Source organism: Pseudoalteromonas sp. NBT06-2, from assembly GCF_002276045.1.
In the GTDB taxonomy this organism is placed as follows: domain Bacteria; phylum Pseudomonadota; class Gammaproteobacteria; order Enterobacterales; family Alteromonadaceae; genus Pseudoalteromonas.
In genome coordinates this window covers 48,917-71,512 of the sequence record NZ_NQMR01000011.1, presented here as the reverse complement: position 1 = coordinate 71,512, position 22,596 = coordinate 48,917, and the positions used below count along the sequence as shown (strand labels likewise).

Below are 22,596 nucleotides of genomic sequence, written 5' to 3'. Positions count from 1 at the left end.
GAATCCTCCTGCGCCCACCACTTTATAACATCTAACCTAGATGAAAAATAAGTAAACTCTAAATTGGGTGCATAGCTCAGCTGGATAGAGTACTCGGCTACGAACCGAGCGGTCGGAGGTTCGAATCCTCCTGCGCCCACCAATTTAGAACTGTAATGTGGTATTAATTCAATTTTTAATGAATGTTTTAAACTATTCCAATACTCAACTTTTTATCAATCAAGCATCTCACTTCATATATTTTAAAAAAATTAGATTTAAAAGCCTTTTAATACACTCATAAATAAAGGATATAAAACCGGTAAGATAACAGAAGTTAATACTGCACTCACAATAAGAGAGACAGATGCAAAAGCACCTATTTTTGAGTTGATTTCTACAGCTCTTGCTGTTCCAAGTGCGTGGCATGCGGCTCCCATAGCCAAACCCTGAGCAGGTTGATCTGATACACCGATAAACTTTAAGAATGGATGAGCAAAAATAGCACCTAATACTCCAATCAAAATAACGATGGCAGCAGCAAGTGCTGCAACGCCTCCTAAAGAGTGTGATAATGCCATTGCAATAGGTGAAGTAACAGCATTAGGGGCGACAGAAGCAATTATCTGATTATCTGCACCTAACATATAAGCTATGAATAAAGCTGTGCCTGTTGAGCTGAATACGCCAAAAGTACAGGCAATTAAAATATTTTTTAATTGCGATTTAATGTAAACAAATTCTTTATATAACGGCATTGCTAATACAACGATAGCGGGTTCTAATAAAAAAGTTAAAGGTAAATTACTTTTTGCGTAGTTTTCATAAGTGCTCTCACTTAAAATCAAAATGAGAATAATTAAAAGCATTGTCAATAGAATAGGGTTTAAAATTAGCCAAGTTGTTTTATTTTGTATGTTTTTAAATATAAAAAATAATAAGATGGTAAGAATAATGCCGATATAAATCATAATGCTGACTTATTTAACTTCTGAAATATAAAACCAACAACCACTAAAGTAACAATACAGCTTGTAATAACACTTAAGCTTATAATCATTAAATTGTCTTTTAATAACTCTAAATGTTCCATAAGGCCAACAAGTGTTGGAATAAAGAGCAACGGCATATATTTCAATAATGGGGTGGTGCAAGGTAGCATAGTATGATATTTAACAATTCTAGTTATTAATAAAGTAAAGAGAATTAACATACCAAAAATAGCACTTGGAAATGTCAGGTTAAATGAATAAGAGATTAGCTTGCCTATGAATAGGCAAGCTAAAATGATGGACGCACTTATTAAATATTTAACCATGTGGCTACCATTTAGATCTCGGTAAAAACTCAGCTTGTTGTTTTTGCTGATTTGCTTTGATTACTTTTTTAGTGTTTTTACTAAGTAATAACCTAATTTGATTATATGTTTCTCTGGCTAAGATTTTTCGATTGTTTGAATCATAGCTTGTTTGATATAAACGCTTTATAGAGGACACAGTATCAGGTGATTTTTTTATTATCTGTCCTAATAAAGCATTGGTTTTTTCATCTAAATCATTAGCTATAAAGCTAATTAAGTTTTGCTCTAAAGCTTGTTGAGCATTAATGGGTTCGGCATGTGTTGTTAGCCAAAGAGCTTTATCATAAGGCATTAGCTTAGATAGTTGTATACTAGCTCCCATATCTGGACATAAACCCCAACGGGCTTCCATAATAGAAAAACTACTCTCTACATGGGCTATGCGATAATCAGCACCCAGCACTATTTGCATACCACCGCCCCAGCATCTACCTTGAATTTGTGCTATTACGGGAATAGATAAAGATTGCCAGCCTAAAGTGACTCTTTGGGCCAAATTAGCGTTACCTGGTAGCCATTTGAATAATAGTTTGAAGACTTGCATTGGATTTTTCATCACACTGGCGACATCTAAACCAGTACAGAAGTCATTACCATTTGCTTTTAAAACGACGGCGCGAATATATTTATCTTTTTTTATTTTTTTTATGGCTCTGTCTATTGCTATAAACATAGAAAAATTAAGCGCATTAAGTTTATCTGAACGATTAAATGTGATTACGGCTATTTGGTTTTCAATATTCAACTGTATTAGCTTGTTACTCATCGGACCTCCTTTTTTAAGTTAGCGTAAAATTTTAAGACTAAAAAGTAAAGAGGGCATGTGGAACTTGAAGGTAATATATACCCAAGCCACTTCAAGATGTGAGGTTCAGGACTGCTGAGCAATTCATGATCTAGGCGCATCTTTGCATTAATGGTTACTCCCTTAAAAAAAGATGGACCGGCAATATGCTCCTGCATTGCTCTAGTACCTACATCCATGCAGGCAACAACGAGCATGATTTGCTCAGAAGTCCCTGTAAGGTTGGTTTATAAATGCTTTATGCAGCGTTATTGATTTTGAAAAGGGAATAACCATGTTCTTCAATCAATGCCTTGCCTAAAGCATTTCTAATTCCAACTGAATCCTGCATCTTGAAGTGGTTTGGGTATATGAGTCTACCCATGCTAAGTTATTAATCGTTTAAACACAAATCAAGGGGTTTGGGTTTCAAAGGTAGAAGTCACACTTAGTAGGCCTTTAATAATATATAATAATTTTATTATTTTTCAGCATAATAAACTATTTAACAGATAAGTAATATTTTATATATTGATCACTTTACTATTGATAATTATTAGTATTTGCAACTACACTTTATTTTTAAATTAAATTTAAACAGTTAAATTTAAACAGTTAAATTTAAACAGTTAAATTTAAACAGTTAAATTTAAACAGTTAAAGGAAAATTATTTATGTTCGGGCTTTATTCGCTTAATAAATATAATAAACAAATAGAATCAAAATTGATTCAAGGAGTATTGATATCTTCAATCGCTTTAGCTGCCTGTGGGAAACAAGAAGCAGTCAAAAGGGAAGCACTTCCAGCAGCTGTTTCTGTTTATACAATTAAAACGGATGAAGTTGGTAATTATCGAGAATTTGTAGCCCGTACTCAAGCGCATCAAGAAGCGGAGATAAAAGCACGTGTAGAAGGTGAGTTATTAAAAAAACATTTTAATGAAGGTTCATCAATTTCTAAAGGGCAATCATTATTAGAAATAGATCCAGCAGAATTTAAAGCAAGCCTTGTTCAAGCTCAGGCTGATCTTAAAAGTAAAATAGCGGCTGAAAATGGCGCTAAGAGAGATTTGGAACGTGGTAAAGAAGTTGCGCAGCAAGGATTTATTTCTCAATCTGATTTAGATAAATTAACTACTAATGCAGCACAAACAGTCGCAGCAGTAAAGTCTGCAGAAGCGGCACTTGAAAAAGCTAAGCTAAATTTAAGCTATACAAAAATATCAGCACCGTTTTCAGGAAGAATAGGCAAAGTTAATTATAATGTTGGTAATATTATTGGTCCTCAAAGCAATGCTTTAGCAACTTTAACCTCAATCGATCCTATCTATGTGAACTTTCAGGTCGAAGAGTCTGATTACATCACTTATTTACAAAAACATAGAAATATTAAATCTGCAAAACAAGTGCCTATGGATTTAGCGCTTCGTTTACCAAATAATACTCAGTATGGGCAAATGGGTAAATTAGATTTTGCTGATATTAAGATCGATCAAGGTACTGGTACTGTTGAAATGCGTGCAGTTTTTCAAAATCCTGAAGGTATTGTATTACCAGGCTTATTTGTAACTTTAATCGTAGAAAGCCAAGATAAAAAAGCCATGTCCTTAGTGCCTCAATCCTCAGTACAAGAAAATCAACTCGGGAAGTTTGTATTAGTAGTAGATGAAAATAATAAAGTAGTGACACGTCATATTAAGTTAGGACGTCGTATTAATGCTATGTGGTTAGTTGAATCTGGATTAGAGGCTAATGAAAGTGTGATTATAGAAGGTTTACAAAAAGTTAAACAAGGCGTTGAAGTAAACCCTGTAGAAAAATCTGTAAATGCAATTACAGGCGTTATTAATAATATAAACGCAAAATAGAGGCCGACTATGTTCAGTAAAATTTTTATTAGTAGACCTAAGCTAGCCTTAGTCATTTCTATAGTAATCACTTTAGCAGGGTTAATTTCTTTGGGATTATTACCTGTTAATATGTATCCGCAAATTACACCGCCTCAAGTTCAAATTATGGCTATGTATCCTGGAGCCAGTGCGCAAGTAGTAGAAGAATCAGTACTTCGTCCAATTGAAGAGCAAATCAATGGGGTTGAAGATATGATGTATATCGAATCAACCGCATCAAATAATGGTACAGCTATTATAAATGTATACTTTAAAGTCGGAACTGATAGTGATATTGCGCAAGTCAATGTTCAAAACCGTGTTGCTTTGGCTGAAAGTGGTTTGCCTGAAGAGGTCAAACGACAAGGTGTGAGTGTGAAAAAACAATCTACTAGTATGTTAATGGGTATCACTTTATATTCTGAAAAAGAAAATTTAGATGAAGTTTTCTTAAGTAATTATGCCACTAATTACCTTGCTGAACCAATTGGCCGTTTAAAAGGCGTTGCTGCAGCATCTGTTATGGGCGAAAAAAACTATTCTATGCGTATTTGGTTACGCCCAGATAAAATGGCTTCACTTGGTGTTACAATAAGTGAAGTACAAAGGGCTTTAAAAGAGCAAAACTTAATTGTAGCTGCAGGGAAACTTGGAGCTCAACCTTCATTGCCAAATCAGCAATTTGAATACTCAATTCAAGCTAAAGGGCGGTTACAAACAGTAGAGGAGTTTGGTCAAACAATTATTCGTGCAAATACCGATGGTAGGTTTGTTCGTTTAACGGATATCGCAAGCATAAAGCTTGGCTCTCAAGATTATAGTATTGAAGCTAAACTGAATGATAATGATACCGCATTTTTAGTTATTTATCAGCTATCAGATGCTAATGCGACGGAAGTCGCTGCTTCAGTAAAAGCACAAATGGAAATATTATCAGATCGTTTTCCTGATGGGCTGAAATATTCTATCCCATTTGATACAACAAAGTTTATAGATAGATCTATTCAAGAAGTTGTAATAACACTATTTCAAGCGGTTGTATTAGTTGTCTTAGTTGTCTTTTTATTTTTACAAAATTGGCGTGCAACGCTGATACCTTCAATAGCAATACCGGTATCACTGATTGGTACCTTCGCTTTTATGATGCTTATGGGGTACTCAATTAATACCATTACTTTATTTGGTTTAGTATTAGCAATAGGTATTGTGGTTGACGATGCCATTGTTGTTATTGAAAATGTTGAACGCTTACTTAAAGAAGATAAATTACCAATTAAAGAAGCTGTAACTAAAGCGATGAAGCAAGTTTCAGGGCCAATAGTTGCAACAACTTTAGTGTTACTTGCGGTATTTATTCCAGTTGGTTTTATGCCAGGTATAACGGGGGAGTTATACAAGCAATTCTCTGTTACTATTTCTTTTGCTGTAATTATTTCATCTATAAATGCACTTACTTTAAGTCCTGCATTATGTGTATTGCTATTAAATGAGAAAACGATGAAGCCAATATCTTGGCTTGCTCCATTAGAACGCGGTATTAAAAAGATGACTGCAAGCTACTCAAATAAAATAGACTTCTTATTAAAACGTTCTGCACGTATTGGTATTTTAGCTTTAATTATGTTCGCAGCAACAGGTTGGCTAACGAAAGAAGTACCTACAGGATTTGTACCTGGTGAAGATCAAGGTTATTTATTTGTAAATATTCAACTGCCTGATGCTGCGTCTAATGGTCGTACAGCTGAAGTAATGCGTAAAGTGGGTGAGGTGATTAAGGAGGACCCTGCTGTAACTGATTTTATTAGTGTTGCAGGTACATCTTTATTAAGTGGCGCGGGTTCTAATAACGGTTTAGGTATTATAATCTTAAAAGACTGGGAAGAAAGAACGACACCGGAGTTAGGTCTTCGCAAAGTAATTCACCGTATTATGGGACAATTATGGGCTATGCCAGATGCACAAGTGATGGTATTTAATCCGCCACCAATTCCAGGTTTAGGGAATAGCTCAGGTTTTGAATTTAGACTGCAAGACACTGAAGGGCGCGACCCTATGGAGTTGGCTCAGGTAATGAATGGTTTAATTTACGAAGCTAACCAAAGACCTGAATTAATGCGTGTATTTAGTACTTTCAGGGCAAATGTACCGCAATATTTCTTAGACGTTGATCGCAATAAAGCGAAAGCACAAGGTGTTGCTTTAAGTGATATATTCACAACACTTCAAGCACAGCTTGGCTCTATGTATATTAATGATTTTAATCAGTTTGGTCGTACATATCGTGTTATGATCCAAGCCGAAAGTAAATTTAGAAAAGACCCTTCGGATTTAAGGCATTATTTTGTTAGAAATACTGATGGTGATATGGTGCCATTAACTACTTTAGCTAAACTTAAGCCCATTTTAGGGCCTACTAGTATGAACCACTTTAATTTATATCGTAGTGCAAGTATTACAGGCTCAGCAGCTGCAGGTTACTCAAGTGGTGAAGCAATTGAAGTGATGAAAGAGTTAGCTGAAAAGTTACCCGATGGTTATATTTATGAATGGGCGGGTCAATCTAAACAAGAGCTTGAAGCTGGTGATTTAGCACCGATGCTATTTGGTTTAGCAATTATATTTGTATACTTATTTTTGGTTGCACAATATGAGAGTTGGACAATTCCATTCTCGGTTATTTCAGCGGTGCCATTAGCTGTATTTGGTTCTATGCTAACTTTATATACCCTAGGCATGGAAAATAATATTTATGCTCAGGTTGGTTTAGTATTATTAATTGGTTTATCAACTAAAACAGCCATATTAATTGTTGAATTTGCAATGGAATTAAGGGCACAAGGTCAAAGTGTTTATGAAGCAGCTCTCAATGCTGCAAAGTTACGCTTTAGAGCAGTATTGATGACTGCATTATCATTTGTACTCGGTGTATTGCCTTTAGTATTCTCATCGGGCGCAGGTGCAAGTAGTCGTATTTTCCTTGGTATCACAGTATTAGCGGGTATGATAACTGCAACAATATTTGGTACTTTGTTTATTCCTGTATTTTATTCACTTATTCAAAGAATGCGTGAAAAGTTTAAAGGTCAGCCAAGCGAGGACGTTTAAACTTGAATGTTTTTTATAAAAGCCAAGTTTTACTTGGCTTTTTTTTTGATTAAGGTATAACGATTCAATTAAATAAATTAGGTAAGATAATATGGAAAATCAATCACATTTGTGGACATTAGAAGAAGTTGGCAAGCAAGCATATGATGTTTTTTTAGAACTGGCGCCAGATAACTTAAAACCAGAAGATATCAATAAGTTTAACGAAGATCGTGAAGAACTTGGCTTTATTGAAGAAGATATTGCAGATGAAAGCTGGAATGCCTTTGTTGAATTTGAAATAGATCCTGAGGATTACGCTCAAGTTATTGTTGGATTAGAATATGATAGTATTGGTGTAGAAAACAAAGATGTTATTTTTGCAAAAATATTAATTAGTCGTGATAAAGCGGCACCGTTTTGTCACGTGATTTGGAAAGATTAGGAGATTAAAATGTATTACCGAGTATTGATGTTGGCTTGTACTTTGGCCAGTTTCACAACTCATACTAAAGAGTCTTTTTTTGAAGAGTTATCTGAGTATGGTCAATTGGATGATAATGAAATTCATAATAAAAGGCATGGAGAGCTATTTTACGGTAATACCGAGTTTGGTTTTATTGTAACCTCAGGTAATACGGATTCATTAACTGTAAAATTAAAAGCAAATGTTTTTCAAGATTTTGATAAGTGGCGTAATCAATTTAAGTTTGATAGTTTGCTTAAAAAAGATAAAAACACTGATACAGGCGAAATTGAAAAATCTGCCGAGCGTTATTTTGCTTCTGCGCAAGGTAACTATAAATTAGGAGAAAAAGAAGCATCTTTTTTTATCTATAGTGATTATGAAAAAGATAAATTTAGCGGCTTTGATTATCAAACTTCATTATCATCAGGATATGGTAATCGTTTATATTCTGGAAAAAAAAACACGATAGATTTTGATATTGGTCCAGGTGTAAATTATCAAATGAAAGAGGAAAATATTTCAGAATCAGGTTTTCTTATTCGTTTAGCTTTGCATTGGCAAAAAAATATCTCTGAAAGAACTCGCTTTAACCAAACTTTAAGCAGTGAAAAATCATTGTCAGGGCTAAGCTCAAGGCTAAAATCAGAAACATCTTTAATTAGCCAAATTAATAGTGACTTTTCTTTGACGTTTTCATATTTATATCGATATAACTCGGCGCCTGAAGATGACAAACTGAACTTTGATGGTGAGACCAGCGCTACCATAGTATATAACTTCCAATAATTAACATATAAGCTAAAGAGAATTAATTTTGAATTCAATATCTAAATATCAACATAAACAGTTAGCTTATATTATTTTTATTTTATTAAGCTGGATAGCAACGTTTGCTGTATTAGCGATTGTTTTATTAGGCCCAATAATTCCTATTATTTTATTTTTGATTACTTTGTTTATTGTTGGTTTTTTATTTCATGGATTAACTATTAAAGTAACAGATGAAGAAATTTCTTGGGGTTTTGGCCCTGGGGTATTTGGCAAAGAAATAAAATTATCAAATATTAAAAATGTTAAAGCGGTAACAAATACATTTCGTCATGGTGTTGGTGTTAGGATCACCCATGATGGTTGGGTATATGCAGTACATGGTTTTAGTGCTGTTGCATTAGAGCTTAAAGATGGCACTACAATTCGTTTAGGAACCAATGATCAAGAAAAATTATTAGCTTCTTTAAATTCAGTGTTAGAAAAATAATAAGTAGCATCAAAAAAGCAGATTGACTTCATTGAAGTAAATCTGCTTTTTGTGCTGTCATTCAGTATTAATGCTTACAGTTTTCGTCATGTTCATGTTCATTATTACTATGATCGTGGCCACAACCGCCAGCGCCGTGAACATGGCCATGTGCTAGTTCTTCTTCTGTTGCATCACGTACTTCAAGTACCTCAACATCAAATGTAAGGTCAATACCTGAAAGTGGGTGGTTACCATCAATTACAACATCATCACCTTGAATTTCGATTACAGTAACTGATTGCTCACCTTGCTCGGTAGTTGCACGGAACTGCATACCCACTTCTACTTCAATGCCTTCAAACATATCCATAGATACAGCTTGCATTAATCCTTCATGGCGCTCGCCATAACCATCAATAGCAGGAACTTCTATTGTGAATTTATCACCAACTGTTTTTTCTAAAAGCGCTTTCTCAAGACCTGGAATTAAAAAACCACTACCAATTATCATTTCAAGCGGTTCATTATCAAATGAACTATCAATTGCATTTTGGTCTTTATCCATAACACTATAGTGCATTTTTACAACTTTTTTGTCAGTTATTTTCATTTTAAAATTTCCAGATTAATTTTCTTCAGTAAGGCTATATGGTAAGGCCTTAATAGTGAATGAAATTGGGTTATCTTGTTTTGTTCTAAGAGGTGTTTCTAATGCAATATCGTTTGGCATCACAGCTAAGGCATATACCTTATTAGTATCAACATCAAAACTGCTTTGCAGCAGTTTACCGGCACGTCTCCAGTTTTTACCTAACTGTTGCTCTACTTCAGTTGCTTCTAGAGGTTCTGATGAATTAGCTTCTAGAATATACATAGCACGTTTATTTTTGCCTAAAAATTTCATTCTAGCAACGGTTTCTTGGCCTTTATAACAGCCTTTTTTAAAGCTAATACCGCCAATAGATTGTAAGTTGACCATTTGAGGTACGAACTCACAGATTGATTGGCTATTGAGCTTAGGTTCCCCTGCTAATATAGCTAGGCTATTCCAACTATGTTCATTATCTAATTGGATTAATGAAGCAGGAAGTTGCGCTAGACGTGCTTTTTCAATACATAAAATAACACGGTTATTATCTAACTTAATAGCCTTACCTAAACTGAAGTCAGTAGCGCTGTTGCTTGTTTCAGAAAACTGTATATTTAGTTCATTCAGTACAATTGAAAGATCTGCACCGAATATACCAATAAGCTGATGGTTGTCATTGAGTGTTATTTCTACTTTTGCAAAAACAGCATATTTTTTAAATTCAGCTAATGCATTTTCAAATTCATCTTTTGATGTAATAGCAAAAAAATCATTTTGATAATTAAACAGTCGTAAGATGGCCCAAAGCTTACCCTTGGCATCACACTGTCCTGCCCAATGGAATGAATCATTGGTAAATAAATTTGTATCTTGAGTGATTTGACCGTGAAGATATGACTTTTTATCTTCTCCAGTAAATTGGAGTAATTGATCCGATAAATGGCAAGAGTATATTTGAGACATTAGCTTATTAGTATCAGTTGATTTATCTGTATATAATAACGTATTTACAGTGCTAAACATTAAAAATTTGATAGAATAAAGCCAATTAAATAAAATTACAGATGATTAAGATGAGTAACTTAGATAGTAAAGCTAAATTACGTTGGGCTTGTCGCCGTGGTATGTTGGAGTTAGATGTATTGTTTATGCCTTTTGTTGAAGATGCATATGATTCATTATCAGATAATGAAAAAGGGATATTTCAGCGGTTGTTATCAGGCGAAGATCCTGAGCTTTTTGCTTGGTTTATGGGTCATGAAGAATGCAAAGATGAAGAGTTTAACTCTATGATTAAATTAATTTTAAATCGCGTTAAAGTTTAAAGATTTGGCTGATATAAACTCAAGCTATAAAATTACTTTTAATGAAAATAAAATAGAGATGTCTCTTATTGCGCTTTTTTTTATTTTCATATTTATTATTTTAATTATATCTAGTACACATATCATCTCATCCAGTATAAGCTTTTTAACGTGCTTCTTTAGCTATTTATTTTGTTACTTTAAAATACATCAAATATGGCCAGAATCAGGTTCTTTATTATTGTTTTCTAGAGATAAAATAATAATGAACTTTTCAGATACTTGTGATAAAAAAATAAAGTATGGTAACGCGTTAGTTGCTCAAGTATTACCATCAAGTATTCATAATGAACGTTTTATTGTACTACGACTAAAAACACAATATAAACATTCAAGTCTTAAAGGTTGGCTTATTTTTACAAGCGAGAGCATGAACACAACCGATTTTACTCGGTTGCGTCGTATGTTGATGGCTTTAAAGCTCTAAATATCACTTTAATTTATAAAGTGATATTAAAATTCATTATAGTTTGTTTGATTAGGCTTTAAAATTGTTGGTTTTGGATTTTTTAATTGTTCAGGATAGTCTAAATTGTAATGAAGTCCACGACTCTCTTTACGAGAAAGAGCGCATTGAATAATTAACTCAGCCACTTGTACTAAATTTCTTAATTCTAATAAATTATTACTGACTTTAAAATTAGCGTAGTAGTCCTGGATTTCTTGTTGTAGCAACTCAATTCTTCTTTGTGCTCGCTCAAGACGTTTAGTCGTTCTTACTATGCCAACATAATCCCACATAAATAACCTGAGTTCATGCCAGTTATGCGTAATAACCACTTCTTCGTCAGAGTCAGAAACGCGACTTTCATCCCAATCAGGTATTACATTATTAATTGATGACTCGCTATTATCTAGTTTAGTTAAAATATCTTTAGCAGCAGCATGAGCAAAAACAATACATTCTAATAATGAATTGCTGGCCATGCGGTTAGCACCATGTAAACCTGTATAAGCAACTTCACCTATCGCATAAAGATTATCTAAATCAGTTTTCCCATTAAAATTAGTCACTACACCTCCACAGGTATAATGTGCTGCGGGAACTACAGGTAAGGCTACTTTTGTGATATCTAAGCCAACACTTAAACATTTTTCATAAATAGTTGGGAAATGTTCGATAATAAAGTTTTTATCTTTATGGCTAATATCAAGATAAACACAATTGGCGCCTAAACGTTTCATTTCAAAATCAATGGCGCGAGCGACGATATCTCTTGGAGCAAGTTCAGCGCGCTCATCAAAGTCAGGCATAAAACGAGAGCCATCTGGGCGTTTTAAGTAGGCTCCTTCACCGCGCATAGCTTCAGTAATTAAGAAGTTTTGTAACTCAGGATGATATAAACTTGTTGGGTGAAATTGGTTAAACTCCATATTGGCAACACGACAACCAGCTCGCCATGCCATTGCAATACCATCACCACTGGCTATATCTGGATTCGAAGTATAAAGATAAACTTTACTCGCTCCACCCGTTGCAATAGATACAAATTTTGCTGAAATTGTTTCTACTTGCTCTTTACTCCTGTTCCAAACATAAAGACCTTGGCAATTTTTTTTATCTGTTTTAGAAATAATTAAATCGATCGCATTATATTTTTCAAGTAAGGTGATGTTTTTATGCTCATTTACGCGAGAAATTAAAGTTGTTTGAACTGCTTTTCCTGTCGCATCAGCTGCATGAAGTATACGTCTATGGCTATGTCCACCTTCTCGAGTTAGGTGATAACGCTCTCTTCCTGTGCTATCACGCTCCGTATCAAACGGTACACCTTGCTTGATTAACCATTTCATGCATGATTTAGCATTACTAGCTGTATAATACACTGCATCTCGGCTACATAGCCCCGCTCCTGCGACTAAAGTGTCTTCTACATGAGAATCAATGCTATCATTTTTATCAAACACAGCCGCGATTCCGCCTTGTGCGTATAAAGTAGAACCTTCTTTCAAAGGGCCTTTACTGACAACTAATACTTTACAATGGCTAGCTAAAGTCAATGCAAGAGAAAGGCCTGCCGCGCCACTGCCAATAATAACGACATCTGTATCATGGTGTTTTTTTTGGTTCATCTATGTGTATCACTTAGGTTACAATGCATATACTTGAAAAATCTGGGACACTGGTTTAAAGATTGTTTAAGTATACTTTTCATTTATTTTAAAAAAAATTGCAAAGAAATAGAACTTTTTATTTATATCTTGGTCTGATTATTTGAATTAAGATTTATTGTAATAAAAAACAGTAGTAAAAAGTAACATTGATTTTGCGAAATAGAAATAGGAGTGCCGGCTCGAATGAGCGAGCAGGAATTAGATTTAGCGATAATAAGAAAGGTACAGCAAGGAGATAAAAATGCCTTCAACCTATTGGTCAGCAAATATCAAAACAAAGTAGCAAGTTTGATATCACGTTATGTGTCAAATCATGCTGATGTTTCTGATGTAGCGCAAGAGGCTTTTATTAAGGCTTATCGTGCATTACCAGGTTTTAGGGGAGACAGTGCATTTTATACTTGGTTGTATCGGATTGCTGTAAATTGCGCTAAAAATTATTTGGTGGCTCAAAAGAGAAAGCCACCTGCAAATGATGTTGATGCTGATGATGCTGAATTTTATGATGGTGCACATGCTTTAAAAGTGAGTGCAACGCCAGAAAATTTATTGTTAAGTGAAGAAGTTAAAAAGGTGATTTTTTCTACCATTGAGACTTTACCTGACGATTTGAAAACTGCAATAACTTTACGTGAACTTGAAGGCATGAGCTATGAAGATATCGCTGTGATTATGGATTGTCCTGTTGGGACAGTGAGATCTCGTATCTTTAGAGCACGTGAAGCAATTGATAGTAAGTTAAATCCTTTAATCGAAAATGACTAAGCATTATAATTTATAAGATGCAAAAACAGGCGAGCTAGAATATGACTATTAAGCAGTTAACCGAACAAGATAAAGCTGATATTTCTGCATTTTTAGATGCTGAAGAAGGCATGAGTGATTTAATGGCTCAATCTGATGCGGGAAAAACGCTAGAAAGATATTCTTTAATTGGTGATGCAATGCGTGCCGATGGTAAAGATTTCATTCATTTAGATATTGCAAGTAAAGTGGCAAGTCAATTAGAGCATGAACCTATTTTTGCCGACTTTAATAAATCAGAGTCAAGTACAGAAGTGGTTAAAGAAGATAAAGTGTCTGAAAATGTTGTAGCATTTAACTGGAAAAAACCATTTAGCCAAATTGCAATTGCAGCAAGTGTTGCGATGTTTGCGATTGTTGGTGTGCAAACAGTACCTACAAATGAAACTCAATTAATGCCTGAGTCATTACCTATTTTACAAACAATTCCTTTTGGGGGTATGGCAACACCTGTTAGTTATTCTTCTGAGCAGTCAGCTCTGCAAAGTGCAGCTTCGGGTTTAAGAAAATTACAACAACAGCGTATTGGGGCTTTAGTTTTAGAACATCAAAGACAAACTCGTATTGCTAGTTCTGAAAAAAAACAGCAAAATGAAGTTTTAAATAATTTTGAAAATGAGGATGCCAAATAAAATAATGAGAAAACTAGCCTCTGTATGTAGTCTTTTTCTTTTTATAGGCAGTATTGCGCCAGTTTACAGTAACACTGTAGAGGCGCAAGAGAGTGAAATAATAGCCGAATTAAACAAAGAAACACGTCTTGAAACAGCAAAGTCATTGCTGATTAAAATGTCTGAAGCCGTTCATAAAAACAATTTCAATGCCTCGTTTGCTGTTGTCAAAGGTAATAACATGGAACCTTATAAGTGGTTGCATGGCATTAATGGCAATGATGAATTAGAACACTTAAGCCTATTGAATGGCGCAGGGTTTGAAGTTTTTAGAGTCAATGATAGAGTGACTTATTTTGAAACGCAATCAGCACCTTATACCGTATTAGCTAAGCATATTTCTGGTCCTATTCCCGATGTGTTATTTCAGGATATAACTTTATTAGAACAAGCATATGATTTTACTTTAGGCGGTAAAGGTCGAATTGCTGGGCGCGCTGCGCAATTAGTGAAAATTGAAGCAAAAGATGAATCTAAGTTCAATTATTGGTTATGGTTAGATTTAGAATCAACGCTATTACTTAAAGCGGCCTATGTTAATAAAAAAGGGGAAGCACTAGAACAGCTTCAATTAACCCATGTTAGCATGACGAAACATATCGCTCCTGAACTTGTTGAAATGAGTAAGAAACAGTTCCCTCCGGTAACACTAAATGAAAAAAAAATCTCAACAGGGGATATAAAAGATGCACAAGGTAATTGGCTAATAGGTTGGTTGCCAGAAGGGTTTAAATTACTAAAATCTGATCGCCATAATTTAAATTTAAATAATGAGTTGACTGATTATTATCTTTATGGCGATGGTTTAATTGAAGTGTCTATTTTTGTACAGCGACCATTACCTGGTAAAAGAAGAGGGGGGGGGTTATCATCTGGCGCAACATCTATATTTGTCCATAACGCGGATGGGTTTGATGTATCTGTTGTTGGAAATATTCCTGGTATGACTGCAAAAACAATTGCACAATCAGTTCAACGAAAATAATTAATTATTTTTAATCTTGAGTAAATTACGTGATTGAACAAACTTTAACTGTAACATCTGTTGATGGCTTAAAAGCGTTTTTAAAACCGCAAGAAAAACCAAATTGTGAAGGCTGTAACGGGCAATGTGGAAGCAAAATATTTAGCAAGCTTTTTGGTGATAAATCACCTGAGCTTGCTTTTGTTTTTGAAGAACAACTTAACATTGGGCAAAAAGTTAAAATGGCACTGGATGATAGCCATGTTTTAAAAAGCGCATTATTGGTTTATTTATTACCCCTTTTATTTGCTTTTATTTTCTTGATAGTAAGTGCCGTGTTTATGTCAATATCCGAAGTTTGGCAAATATTATTGGCATTTATCGGAGGCTCAATTGGCTTTCTTCTTGCAAGAAATCAGCTTGAAAAAGTCAATTATGATATAAAAATCATAAAAATTTACCCAAATAGCCTACCATTAACGCAAATAGATGGTGATTAGGCGCATTTAATTGTAAAATTCTCCTTTCTCGCTATTGTCATTATCAATAGCTGTCCTTTTTCTTATTGTAGTATTGAATCCAGTTTATGAAGCATATCCGTAATTTTTCGATCATCGCCCATATTGACCATGGTAAATCAACTCTCTCAGATCGTCTGATCCATTTTTGTGGTGGTTTATCAGACCGTGAAATGCAAGCGCAAGTTTTGGATTCAATGGATATTGAACGTGAACGTGGTATTACCATTAAAGCGCAAAGTGTTACTTTGGACTATAAAGCTAACGATGGTGAAACGTACCAATTAAATTTCATCGATACCCCAGGCCATGTAGATTTCTCTTATGAAGTATCTCGTTCATTAGCAGCTTGTGAAGGTGCGTTATTAGTAGTTGATGCTGGACAAGGCGTTGAAGCGCAGACTGTTGCAAACTGTTATACTGCTTTAGAAATGGGGGTCGAAGTACTGCCTATTTTAAATAAAATTGATTTACCTCAAGCCGAGCCAGAACGTGTATCTGAAGAAATTGAAGATATCGTTGGTATCGAAGCGACGGATGCGGTGCAGTGTTCAGCTAAAACTGGCATAGGTATCCAAGACGTATTAGAAACAATCGTTGAAAATATCCCATCACCAAAAGGGGATTCTGAAGCACCTTTACAAGCCTTAATTATTGATTCTTGGTTTGACCCGTATCAAGGTGTTGTATCTTTAGTGCGCATTAAAAATGGCATATTAAACTCAGGCGACAAAATCAGAGTTATGTCGACTGACCAAATACATAGCGCTGATAATATAGGTGTTTTTACACCTAAACAAACAGCAACAAAAACTTTAAAAACAGGTGAAGTAGGATTTATCGTTGCGGGTATAAAAAACATCAATGGCGCGCCAGTTGGTGATACTATTACTTTAGCACGTAAAGGAGCTGAAGAGTCTCTAGAAGGTTTTGAAAAAGCTAAGCCACAAGTTTATGCTGGCATGTTCCCTATTTCTTCAGATGATTACGAAAACTTTCGTGATGCACTTGCTAAACTAAGCCTAAACGATGCATCATTATTTTATGAACCTGAAAGCTCAACGGCATTAGGTTTTGGTTTTCGTTGTGGTTTCCTTGGTATGCTTCACATGGAAATTATTCAAGAACGCTTAGAGCGTGAATATGACATGGATTTAATTACCACAGCACCTACGGTAATTTATGAAATTGAAACAAAACGTGAAACAATTCAAATTGATAATCCGTCAGAGTTACCTCCGCTTAACGATATTATTGAAATTCGAGAGCCAATTGTCGAAGCACATATATTAGTGCCAAAAGATTACTTAGGTAATGTAATTACTTTATGTATCGAAAAACGTGGTATGCAAACAAATATGTCTTATCATGGAAACCAAGTTGCTTTAACTTATGAATTGCCTATGGCTGAAGTTGTAATGGACTTCTTTGATAAATTAAAATCTACTAGCCGTGGCTTTGCATCCTTGGATTACAATTTCAAACATTTTCAAGCATCTAAAATGGTACGTGTTGATATTTTAATTAATGGTGAACGCGTAGACGCTTTAGCAATTATTGCGCATCATGAAGGTGCTCAAACACGTGGACGTCAACTAGCTGAAGCATTAAAAGAGCTAATTCCACGTCAACAATTTGATATTGCGATTCAGGCTGCAATAGGTGCACATGTTATTGCACGTACCACTATTAAACAATTACGTAAAAATGTAATTGCTAAATGTTATGGTGGTGATGTGAGTCGCAAGAAAAAATTACTTAAAAAACAAAAAGAAGGTAAAAAACGAATGAAACAAGTTGGTAATGTAGAAGTACCACAAGAAGCGTTTTTAGCAATCCTGAAAGTCGGTAAATAAGGAAAAAAAGTATTATGGCAGGATATTTTTCAACATTTTTAGTGATTTTGACATTAGGAAGCGGCTTAATTTGGTTAGTTGACCACTTAATATTTGCACCTAAAAGAAAAGAGCGAATAGCAGTAGCACAAAGTGCATCCGGTGTGGAACTTGATGAAGAAGCGCGTGATAAAATTGCGCCATTACCTGCGATAACGGAATCTGCAATCTCGATATTTCCGATGATTGCAGCAATCACTATTTTTAGATCTTTTATATTTGAACCCTTTCAAATACCGTCAGGTTCAATGATGCCGACATTATTAATTGGAGATTTTATATTAGTTCAAAAGTACACTTATGGTATAAAAGATCCTGTGTGGCGTACACAATTAGTAGAAATGGATAGCCCTAAACGCGGTGATATTACCGTATTTAAATATCCTTTGGATACTAATGTAGACTTTATAAAACGTGTTGTAGGCCTACCAGGAGATATAGTTGTTTATAGCGATAAACAACTATATGTAAAACCACTATGTAAGTCCGGTGAAACACAAAATGCAGGACTTAAATGTGGTAAGTTTAATAAAATTGGTTTAACCCTTATAAATGAAGATGAGTTTTCAATGCAAGGCATGGCTTTACCACGCTTAACTGAAGAGTTAGCGGGTGTTGAACATGATATTTTAATTAATCCGATGGCACTTGAATCAAAAAGTCGTTACTTCCAACAGCCAGGTACTAAAGTCGATGAGTGGCGTGTTCCTGCTGATAGTTATTTTCTTATGGGTGATAACCGTGATAATAGTGCAGATGGTCGTTTTTGGGGATTTGTTCCAAAAGAAAATTTAGTAGGTAAGGCGGTATTTATCTGGATGAGTTTTGAATTTGATAATACAAATGATGATTTTTTACCTGGTTGGGTACCAACTGGCGTTCGTTTTAATCGATTAGGTTCTATCCAATAAGCCTTAGTTATACAGCGTAATTTAAAGAAATGAAAATTAGATAATGAAAAAAGACGCAAAAGATTTATATTCTAAAATTGGGTATACGTTTATAAACTCTCAGTTATTAGATCAAGCATTAACACATAGAAGTCATAAAGGTCAACATAATGAAAGACTTGAGTTTCTAGGTGATTCAATATTGAGCTTTGTTATTGCTGATAAACTTTATCATCAATTTCCAAAAGCAAGAGAAGGCGATTTAAGTAGAATGCGCTCAACTTTAGTCCGAGGGCAAACCTTAGCCGAGTTTGGTGTTGAATTTAAATTAGGTGACTTTTTAAGGCTAGGCCCTGGAGAGTTGAAAAGTGGTGGTTATCGCAGAGAATCAACATTAGCAGATGCTGTTGAAGCCATAATTGGTGCTGTATTTTTAGATTCTGGTATCGATAATTGTCAGGAGCTAATATTAAATTGGTATGCATCTCGCTTAGAGGCTATTTCTCCTGAGATCAATCAAAAAGATCCAAAAACCTTATTACAAGAGTATCTACAAGCGCGTAAATTACCTTTACCTAGCTATACTGTAATAGATACGAAAGGACAGGCGCATAATCAAATGTTCACTGTTGAATGTATTGTTGAAGGCATGGATAGCTTTACATGTGCGGGAACTTCTCGCCGCAAAGCCGAGCAAAAATCAGCAGAGCTTGCGCTACATAAATTAAAGAATGAAGCTAAAAAATGAAACCTGAAAACGATATAAAACACGACAATGCACCTGATAGTATTTTATCTGAAAGTTTAGAGATTAAGCATGATATTCCAGATACTCACTGTGGTATGGTTGCCATTGTAGGTCGTCCGAATGTAGGTAAATCTACCTTACTAAATGAAATTATTGAACAAAAGGTAAGTATTACTTCTCGCAAACCACAAACGACCCGACATCGTATAATGGGTATACATACAGAAGATAATTATCAAGCTGTTTATATCGATACTCCTGGTTTGCATATAGATGAAAAGCGTGCAATTAACCGTTTAATGAATCGCGCAGCAAGTAGTTCCATTGGTGATGTCCAATTAATACTATTTTTAGTTGAAGGGACTCATTGGACTGAAGATGATGAAATGGTACTTAATAAGGTTATACTGAGTGGTACACCTGTATTACTACTAATTAATAAAGTTGATTTAGTTAAAGATAAGGAATCGTTACTGCCTCATTTAGAGTTTTTATCTAAAAAAGGCAAGTTTTTAGATATTTTACCAGTGTCCGCTACTAAAGGTAAAAATATTGATATCATTAAAAAGCATGTTAAAAATCACTTAGAACCATGTGAATTTTATTTCCCTGAAGACTATGTTACAGATAGATCAATGCGCTTTTTAGCGGCTGAAATCATTCGTGAAAAATTAATGCGTTTTATGGGTGATGAAGTACCTTACTCTATTACTGTTGAAATCGAGCAGTTCAAATGGAAAGATAATGGTGTTTGGCAGGTAAACGGCTTGATACTCGTTGAGCGTGAAACTCAAAAACGTATGGTAATTGGTAATAGAGGTGAAAAACTTAAAACCATAGGGCGTGAAGCACGTAAAGATATGGAAGCCATGCTCGATAACAAAGTATTTTTAGAACTTTGGGTTAAAGTGAAGTCGGGCTGGGCGGATGATGAACGTGCATTGCGTAGCTTAGGTTATGGTAGTGAATAACAACTCATTATAAAATAGAATGAATACACTCCTTTACAATGCATATTTATTGCACCATAGACCTTATAGTGATTCGCAAATAATGATTGATATGCTTGTAGAAGGCGTAGGGCAAATTAGAATGCTTGCCAGGCTTAAAGGCAGGCATTCAATTAAACACAAAGCACAATTACAACCATTCCAACAACTTCTTATCAGCTACTCAGGCAGAGGTGATTTAAAATACCTCACTCAATTTGAATTACCTGGCAAAATTACTTTTCTTAAAGGTAAATCGCTTTATTGCGGGTTTTATTTAAATGAATTGTGCCAACGTATTATTCCGCATAATGAGCCTATAGAAGATGCTTACGTGCTTTATCATCAACATATTAATTATTTGCAGCAAGATAATGAAGTTGAACCTTATTTGAGAACCTTTGAATTTCAATTATTAGAATTGTTAGGCTATGGAATTGACTTTGAATTTGATATCGCAGGCGATAAAATTAAAAGCAAAGCGCAATATCAATTTTTTGATCAAATGGGTTGGGGTAAAATACTGCCAAATGAAGCTGATTATAATAGCTATCAGCAGGCAGTATATGGTGAACAATTATTAGCAATCTTAAACTATGACTTTAGTAAGTTAGCTGTAAGGCAATTGGCGAAACAATTAAGTCGTTATTTATTAAAACCCTTATTGGGGAATAAACCTTTAAAAAGCAGAGAGCTATTTATAAAGCGCTGATTTTATAAAATTATAAGGCAATAACAATGAAAGATGTTTTATTAGGTATTAATGTTGATCATATAGCTACATTACGCCAGGCAAGGGGCACAACTTATCCAGATCCTGTTCATGCAGCTAGTGTGGCTGAACATGGCGGTGCTGATGGCATCACGATTCATTTACGTGAAGATCGTCGGCATATACAAGATAGAGATGTTGCTGTAATGAAGCAGACGATACAAACCAGAATGAACCTTGAGATTGCTGTTACAGAAGAAATGATTGCGATCGCAATAGAAACTAAACCTGAGTATGTTTGCTTAGTACCAGAAAAACGTGAAGAGCTAACGACTGAAGGTGGTTTAGATGTTTTTGGTAATCAAGAAAAAATTGCAGATGCAGTGAAACGTTTAACAGAAGCAGGCATTAAAGTCTCTTTATTTGTTGATGCAGATGAAAAGCAACTTAAAGCGTGTTCTTATGTTGGCGCACCATACATTGAAATACATACTGGCGCATATGCTGATGCACAAAATGATAAAGAACAATTAGCTGAGCTAAATCGTATTAGAGATGGTGTTGCCTTTGCTGTCGAGTTAGATTTGATAGTAAACGCTGGCCACGGCTTGAATTACCATAATGTAAAACCAATCGCTGCCATAACAGAGATTTACGAGCTAAATATAGGTCATGCAATTATCGCTCGAGCTGCTATCGATGGGCTTGAAAAAGCAGTAAGAGATATGAAACGTTTAATGCTTGAAGCAAGACTTTAAACCTCGTTTTAACAACATTATTAGCGAGTCAAAAGTACTCGCTAATTTGATTGTTATTTTATAGTGACTAATCTAGGGATTGATAAATACGTTTATTTTCTTCTTTAGTTAATGTAATTATCTCAGTTTTAGCTGCGTAATCTTGTAAAGCACGTTTATTTTTAAAATCAATAATAACCAATAAATTACCGAGACCTAATAATGAGGTTAAAACCCTAATAATTGCCTGCTTTATAGAGATATTACTGCCATCTAAATTTTGTACTTTTAAACGCCATGAGCGCATACCAATTGTTTGCCCACCTTTAGTCCAAAAATAAACAAAAAAAGCACAGTTTACACCTACCAATAAAGTACCACGAATAACTTCTAAAATTAGGTTGCTTTCAATTAAATCGGATACATCAATTGCATTGCCTAATGTCAGTAAATCTAAAGCGATTAACCCTTGAACAGAAAATAGAAAAAAAACAGTGGTTACCATCGAAAAAGCCACAACAACTAAAGCGTCATATACCCAAGAAGCCAGCCTACGACCTAACCCGGTTCTGGGAAAATTTATTTCTATATTTGTCATTTTAGTCCTAATTTATACAACGCGTTCTCGAGATACTTTATTTTATCAAAACCCATACCGTGAGGGAATTTATTCGATGAAAATGTTTAGAGCCGTTAATCTATATTGTTACTATTCATAACAATAATCATTAAATTGAATGATTACTAAGCAGTTAACGCTGTGAATGTAAAAAATACTTGCTGCATGATGTCATC

At 34.8% G+C, this 22,596-nt stretch carries 25 protein-coding genes and 1 tRNA gene; 18 read left to right on the top strand and 8 right to left on the bottom strand.

Annotated features, from left to right (window positions below; genetic code table 11):
* Positions 1–65 precede the first annotated feature (65 nt).
* A tRNA-Arg gene (locus tag CJF42_RS03740) sits at positions 66–142 on the top strand.
* 115 nt (positions 143–257) lie between these two features.
* Here the strand turns inward: CJF42_RS03740 and CJF42_RS03735 are convergent.
* From CJF42_RS03735 to CJF42_RS03720, 4 genes are read right to left on the bottom strand one after another with little or no spacing between them, the layout of a single operon-like run.
* Positions 258–950 carry an LrgB family protein gene (locus CJF42_RS03735; protein WP_095365390.1) on the bottom strand — a complete coding sequence of 231 codons (693 nt, stop codon included), beginning with the start codon at positions 948–950 and terminating at the stop codon, positions 258–260.
* Complete coding sequence (locus tag CJF42_RS03730; protein ID WP_095365389.1) at positions 947–1,297, bottom strand: CidA/LrgA family protein; 351 nt, start codon at positions 1,295–1,297, stop codon at positions 947–949. Before CJF42_RS03730 ends, CJF42_RS03735 begins: the two co-directional genes overlap by 4 nt.
* A gap of 4 nt (positions 1,298–1,301) precedes the next feature.
* Positions 1,302–2,105, bottom strand: a complete 804-nt coding sequence (locus tag CJF42_RS03725) for a crotonase/enoyl-CoA hydratase family protein (RefSeq protein ID WP_095365388.1) — start codon at positions 2,103–2,105, stop codon at positions 1,302–1,304.
* Positions 2,102–2,341, bottom strand: coding sequence for a hypothetical protein (locus tag CJF42_RS03720; RefSeq protein WP_170940468.1), 240 nt, complete (start codon positions 2,339–2,341; stop codon positions 2,102–2,104). The genes CJF42_RS03725 and CJF42_RS03720 overlap by 4 nt, the downstream gene beginning before the upstream one ends.
* A 456-nt stretch (positions 2,342–2,797) precedes the next feature.
* Here CJF42_RS03720 and CJF42_RS03710 point away from each other — a divergent pair, with 456 nt between their 5' ends.
* The 5 genes from CJF42_RS03710 to CJF42_RS03690 all read left to right on the top strand — a co-directional run bounded on the left by CJF42_RS03710 (position 2,798) and on the right by CJF42_RS03690 (position 8,823).
* Positions 2,798–3,991, top strand: coding sequence for an efflux RND transporter periplasmic adaptor subunit (locus tag CJF42_RS03710; protein WP_095365386.1), 1,194 nt, complete (start codon positions 2,798–2,800; stop codon positions 3,989–3,991).
* 9 nt (positions 3,992–4,000) lie between these two features.
* Entirely contained in the window at positions 4,001–7,117 is a 3,117-nt protein-coding gene (locus tag CJF42_RS03705) for an efflux RND transporter permease subunit (protein ID WP_095365385.1), read from the top strand.
* A gap of 91 nt (positions 7,118–7,208) precedes the next feature.
* Positions 7,209–7,541, top strand: coding sequence for an HI1450 family dsDNA-mimic protein (locus CJF42_RS03700; RefSeq protein ID WP_095365384.1), 333 nt, complete (start codon positions 7,209–7,211; stop codon positions 7,539–7,541).
* 9 nt (positions 7,542–7,550) lie between these two features.
* Complete coding sequence (locus CJF42_RS03695) at positions 7,551–8,351, top strand: DUF481 domain-containing protein (protein ID WP_252097517.1); 801 nt, start codon at positions 7,551–7,553, stop codon at positions 8,349–8,351.
* Between the two features lie 28 nt (positions 8,352–8,379).
* Complete coding sequence (locus CJF42_RS03690; protein ID WP_252097516.1) at positions 8,380–8,823, top strand: hypothetical protein; 444 nt, start codon at positions 8,380–8,382, stop codon at positions 8,821–8,823.
* A gap of 67 nt (positions 8,824–8,890) precedes the next feature.
* Here CJF42_RS03690 and CJF42_RS03685 read toward each other — a convergent pair whose 3' ends face one another.
* Together CJF42_RS03685 and ygfZ are read right to left on the bottom strand one after the other, a co-directional pair.
* Positions 8,891–9,415: an FKBP-type peptidyl-prolyl cis-trans isomerase gene (locus CJF42_RS03685; RefSeq protein WP_095365383.1), complete on the bottom strand. Its 525-nt coding sequence runs from the start codon at positions 9,413–9,415 to the stop codon at positions 8,891–8,893.
* A gap of 15 nt (positions 9,416–9,430) precedes the next feature.
* Positions 9,431–10,357 (bottom strand): tRNA-modifying protein YgfZ, encoded by a 927-nt coding sequence (gene ygfZ / locus CJF42_RS03680; protein WP_095365394.1) that lies wholly within the window; start codon positions 10,355–10,357, stop codon positions 9,431–9,433.
* A 110-nt stretch (positions 10,358–10,467) separates the two neighbouring features.
* On the opposite strand from ygfZ, the gene CJF42_RS03675 reads away from it, so the two are divergent.
* The gene (locus CJF42_RS03675; protein WP_095365382.1) at positions 10,468–10,719 is read left to right on the top strand and encodes an FAD assembly factor SdhE; all 252 of its coding nucleotides are present in this window, start codon (positions 10,468–10,470) and stop codon (positions 10,717–10,719) included.
* Between the two features lie 244 nt (positions 10,720–10,963).
* Positions 10,964–11,185: a hypothetical protein gene (locus CJF42_RS26615; RefSeq protein ID WP_141235474.1), complete on the top strand. Its 222-nt coding sequence runs from the start codon at positions 10,964–10,966 to the stop codon at positions 11,183–11,185.
* 26 nt (positions 11,186–11,211) lie between these two features.
* On the opposite strand, the gene nadB is transcribed toward CJF42_RS26615, so the two are convergent.
* A complete protein-coding gene (gene nadB, locus CJF42_RS03665; RefSeq protein ID WP_095365380.1) occupies positions 11,212–12,831 on the bottom strand; it encodes an L-aspartate oxidase in 1,620 nt (539 codons plus the stop codon).
* Between the two features lie 225 nt (positions 12,832–13,056).
* On the opposite strand from nadB, the gene rpoE reads away from it, so the two are divergent.
* The 10 genes from rpoE (at position 13,057) to pdxJ (ending at position 21,822) form a co-directional block, all read left to right on the top strand.
* Positions 13,057–13,638, top strand: coding sequence for an RNA polymerase sigma factor RpoE (gene rpoE / locus CJF42_RS03660; RefSeq protein ID WP_095365379.1), 582 nt, complete (start codon positions 13,057–13,059; stop codon positions 13,636–13,638).
* 41 nt (positions 13,639–13,679) lie between these two features.
* Positions 13,680–14,309, top strand: coding sequence for a sigma-E factor negative regulatory protein (locus tag CJF42_RS03655; protein ID WP_095365378.1), 630 nt, complete (start codon positions 13,680–13,682; stop codon positions 14,307–14,309).
* Between the two features lie 4 nt (positions 14,310–14,313).
* On the top strand, positions 14,314–15,333 hold the full coding sequence (locus tag CJF42_RS03650) for a MucB/RseB C-terminal domain-containing protein (RefSeq protein WP_095365393.1): 1,020 nt from the start codon (positions 14,314–14,316) through the stop codon (positions 15,331–15,333).
* Between the two features lie 29 nt (positions 15,334–15,362).
* Positions 15,363–15,812, top strand: a complete 450-nt coding sequence (locus tag CJF42_RS03645; RefSeq protein WP_095365377.1) for a SoxR reducing system RseC family protein — start codon at positions 15,363–15,365, stop codon at positions 15,810–15,812.
* Between the two features lie 86 nt (positions 15,813–15,898).
* Positions 15,899–17,686 (top strand): translation elongation factor 4, encoded by a 1,788-nt coding sequence (gene lepA, locus CJF42_RS03640; protein WP_095365376.1) that lies wholly within the window; start codon positions 15,899–15,901, stop codon positions 17,684–17,686.
* A gap of 14 nt (positions 17,687–17,700) precedes the next feature.
* Entirely contained in the window at positions 17,701–18,636 is a 936-nt protein-coding gene (lepB, locus tag CJF42_RS03635) for a signal peptidase I (protein WP_095365375.1), read from the top strand.
* A 43-nt stretch (positions 18,637–18,679) separates the two neighbouring features.
* Positions 18,680–19,363, top strand: a complete 684-nt coding sequence (gene rnc, locus CJF42_RS03630; protein ID WP_095365374.1) for a ribonuclease III — start codon at positions 18,680–18,682, stop codon at positions 19,361–19,363.
* Between the two features lie 95 nt (positions 19,364–19,458).
* Positions 19,459–20,334 (top strand): GTPase Era, encoded by an 876-nt coding sequence (gene era, locus CJF42_RS03625; protein WP_252097518.1) that lies wholly within the window; start codon positions 19,459–19,461, stop codon positions 20,332–20,334.
* A gap of 19 nt (positions 20,335–20,353) precedes the next feature.
* Positions 20,354–21,064: a DNA repair protein RecO gene (gene recO, locus CJF42_RS03620; RefSeq protein ID WP_095365372.1), complete on the top strand. Its 711-nt coding sequence runs from the start codon at positions 20,354–20,356 to the stop codon at positions 21,062–21,064.
* Positions 21,065–21,090: 26 nt separating this feature from the next.
* Positions 21,091–21,822 carry a pyridoxine 5'-phosphate synthase gene (gene pdxJ / locus CJF42_RS03615; protein WP_095365371.1) on the top strand — a complete coding sequence of 244 codons (732 nt, stop codon included), beginning with the start codon at positions 21,091–21,093 and terminating at the stop codon, positions 21,820–21,822.
* Positions 21,823–21,889: 67 nt separating this feature from the next.
* Here pdxJ and CJF42_RS03610 read toward each other — a convergent pair whose 3' ends face one another.
* A complete protein-coding gene (locus CJF42_RS03610) occupies positions 21,890–22,390 on the bottom strand; it encodes an RDD family protein (RefSeq protein WP_095365392.1) in 501 nt (166 codons plus the stop codon).
* Between the last annotated feature and the right edge of the window lie 206 nt (positions 22,391–22,596).

What these genes read in the sequence shown, in the direction of transcription:
- CJF42_RS03705 (WP_095365385.1), top strand. Translation starts at nt 4,001, where the DNA reads ATGTTCAGTAAAATTTTTATTAGTAGACCTAAGCTAGCCTTAGTCATT.
- CJF42_RS03695 (WP_252097517.1), top strand. Translation starts at nt 7,551, where the DNA reads ATGTATTACCGAGTATTGATGTTGGCTTGTACTTTGGCCAGTTTCACA.
- CJF42_RS03675 (WP_095365382.1), top strand. Translation starts at nt 10,468, where the DNA reads ATGAGTAACTTAGATAGTAAAGCTAAATTACGTTGGGCTTGTCGCCGT.
- CJF42_RS03700 (WP_095365384.1), top strand. Translation starts at nt 7,209, where the DNA reads ATGGAAAATCAATCACATTTGTGGACATTAGAAGAAGTTGGCAAGCAA.
- CJF42_RS03735 (WP_095365390.1), bottom strand. Translation starts at nt 950, where the DNA reads ATGATTTATATCGGCATTATTCTTACCATCTTATTATTTTTTATATTT.
- CJF42_RS03725 (WP_095365388.1), bottom strand. Translation starts at nt 2,105, where the DNA reads ATGAGTAACAAGCTAATACAGTTGAATATTGAAAACCAAATAGCCGTA.
- rnc (WP_095365374.1), top strand. Translation starts at nt 18,680, where the DNA reads ATGAAAAAAGACGCAAAAGATTTATATTCTAAAATTGGGTATACGTTT.
- CJF42_RS03655 (WP_095365378.1), top strand. Translation starts at nt 13,680, where the DNA reads ATGACTATTAAGCAGTTAACCGAACAAGATAAAGCTGATATTTCTGCA.
- era (WP_252097518.1), top strand. Translation starts at nt 19,459, where the DNA reads ATGGTTGCCATTGTAGGTCGTCCGAATGTAGGTAAATCTACCTTACTA.
- nadB (WP_095365380.1), bottom strand. Translation starts at nt 12,831, where the DNA reads ATGAACCAAAAAAAACACCATGATACAGATGTCGTTATTATTGGCAGT.
- lepB (WP_095365375.1), top strand. Translation starts at nt 17,701, where the DNA reads ATGGCAGGATATTTTTCAACATTTTTAGTGATTTTGACATTAGGAAGC.
- CJF42_RS03710 (WP_095365386.1), top strand. Translation starts at nt 2,798, where the DNA reads ATGTTCGGGCTTTATTCGCTTAATAAATATAATAAACAAATAGAATCA.
- CJF42_RS03685 (WP_095365383.1), bottom strand. Translation starts at nt 9,415, where the DNA reads ATGAAAATAACTGACAAAAAAGTTGTAAAAATGCACTATAGTGTTATG.
- recO (WP_095365372.1), top strand. Translation starts at nt 20,354, where the DNA reads ATGAATACACTCCTTTACAATGCATATTTATTGCACCATAGACCTTAT.
- ygfZ (WP_095365394.1), bottom strand. Translation starts at nt 10,357, where the DNA reads ATGTCTCAAATATACTCTTGCCATTTATCGGATCAATTACTCCAATTT.
- CJF42_RS03720 (WP_170940468.1), bottom strand. Translation starts at nt 2,341, where the DNA reads ATGCTCGTTGTTGCCTGCATGGATGTAGGTACTAGAGCAATGCAGGAG.
- rpoE (WP_095365379.1), top strand. Translation starts at nt 13,057, where the DNA reads ATGAGCGAGCAGGAATTAGATTTAGCGATAATAAGAAAGGTACAGCAA.
- CJF42_RS03650 (WP_095365393.1), top strand. Translation starts at nt 14,314, where the DNA reads ATGAGAAAACTAGCCTCTGTATGTAGTCTTTTTCTTTTTATAGGCAGT.
- CJF42_RS03730 (WP_095365389.1), bottom strand. Translation starts at nt 1,297, where the DNA reads ATGGTTAAATATTTAATAAGTGCGTCCATCATTTTAGCTTGCCTATTC.
- pdxJ (WP_095365371.1), top strand. Translation starts at nt 21,091, where the DNA reads ATGAAAGATGTTTTATTAGGTATTAATGTTGATCATATAGCTACATTA.
- lepA (WP_095365376.1), top strand. Translation starts at nt 15,899, where the DNA reads ATGAAGCATATCCGTAATTTTTCGATCATCGCCCATATTGACCATGGT.
- CJF42_RS26615 (WP_141235474.1), top strand. Translation starts at nt 10,964, where the DNA reads ATGAACTTTTCAGATACTTGTGATAAAAAAATAAAGTATGGTAACGCG.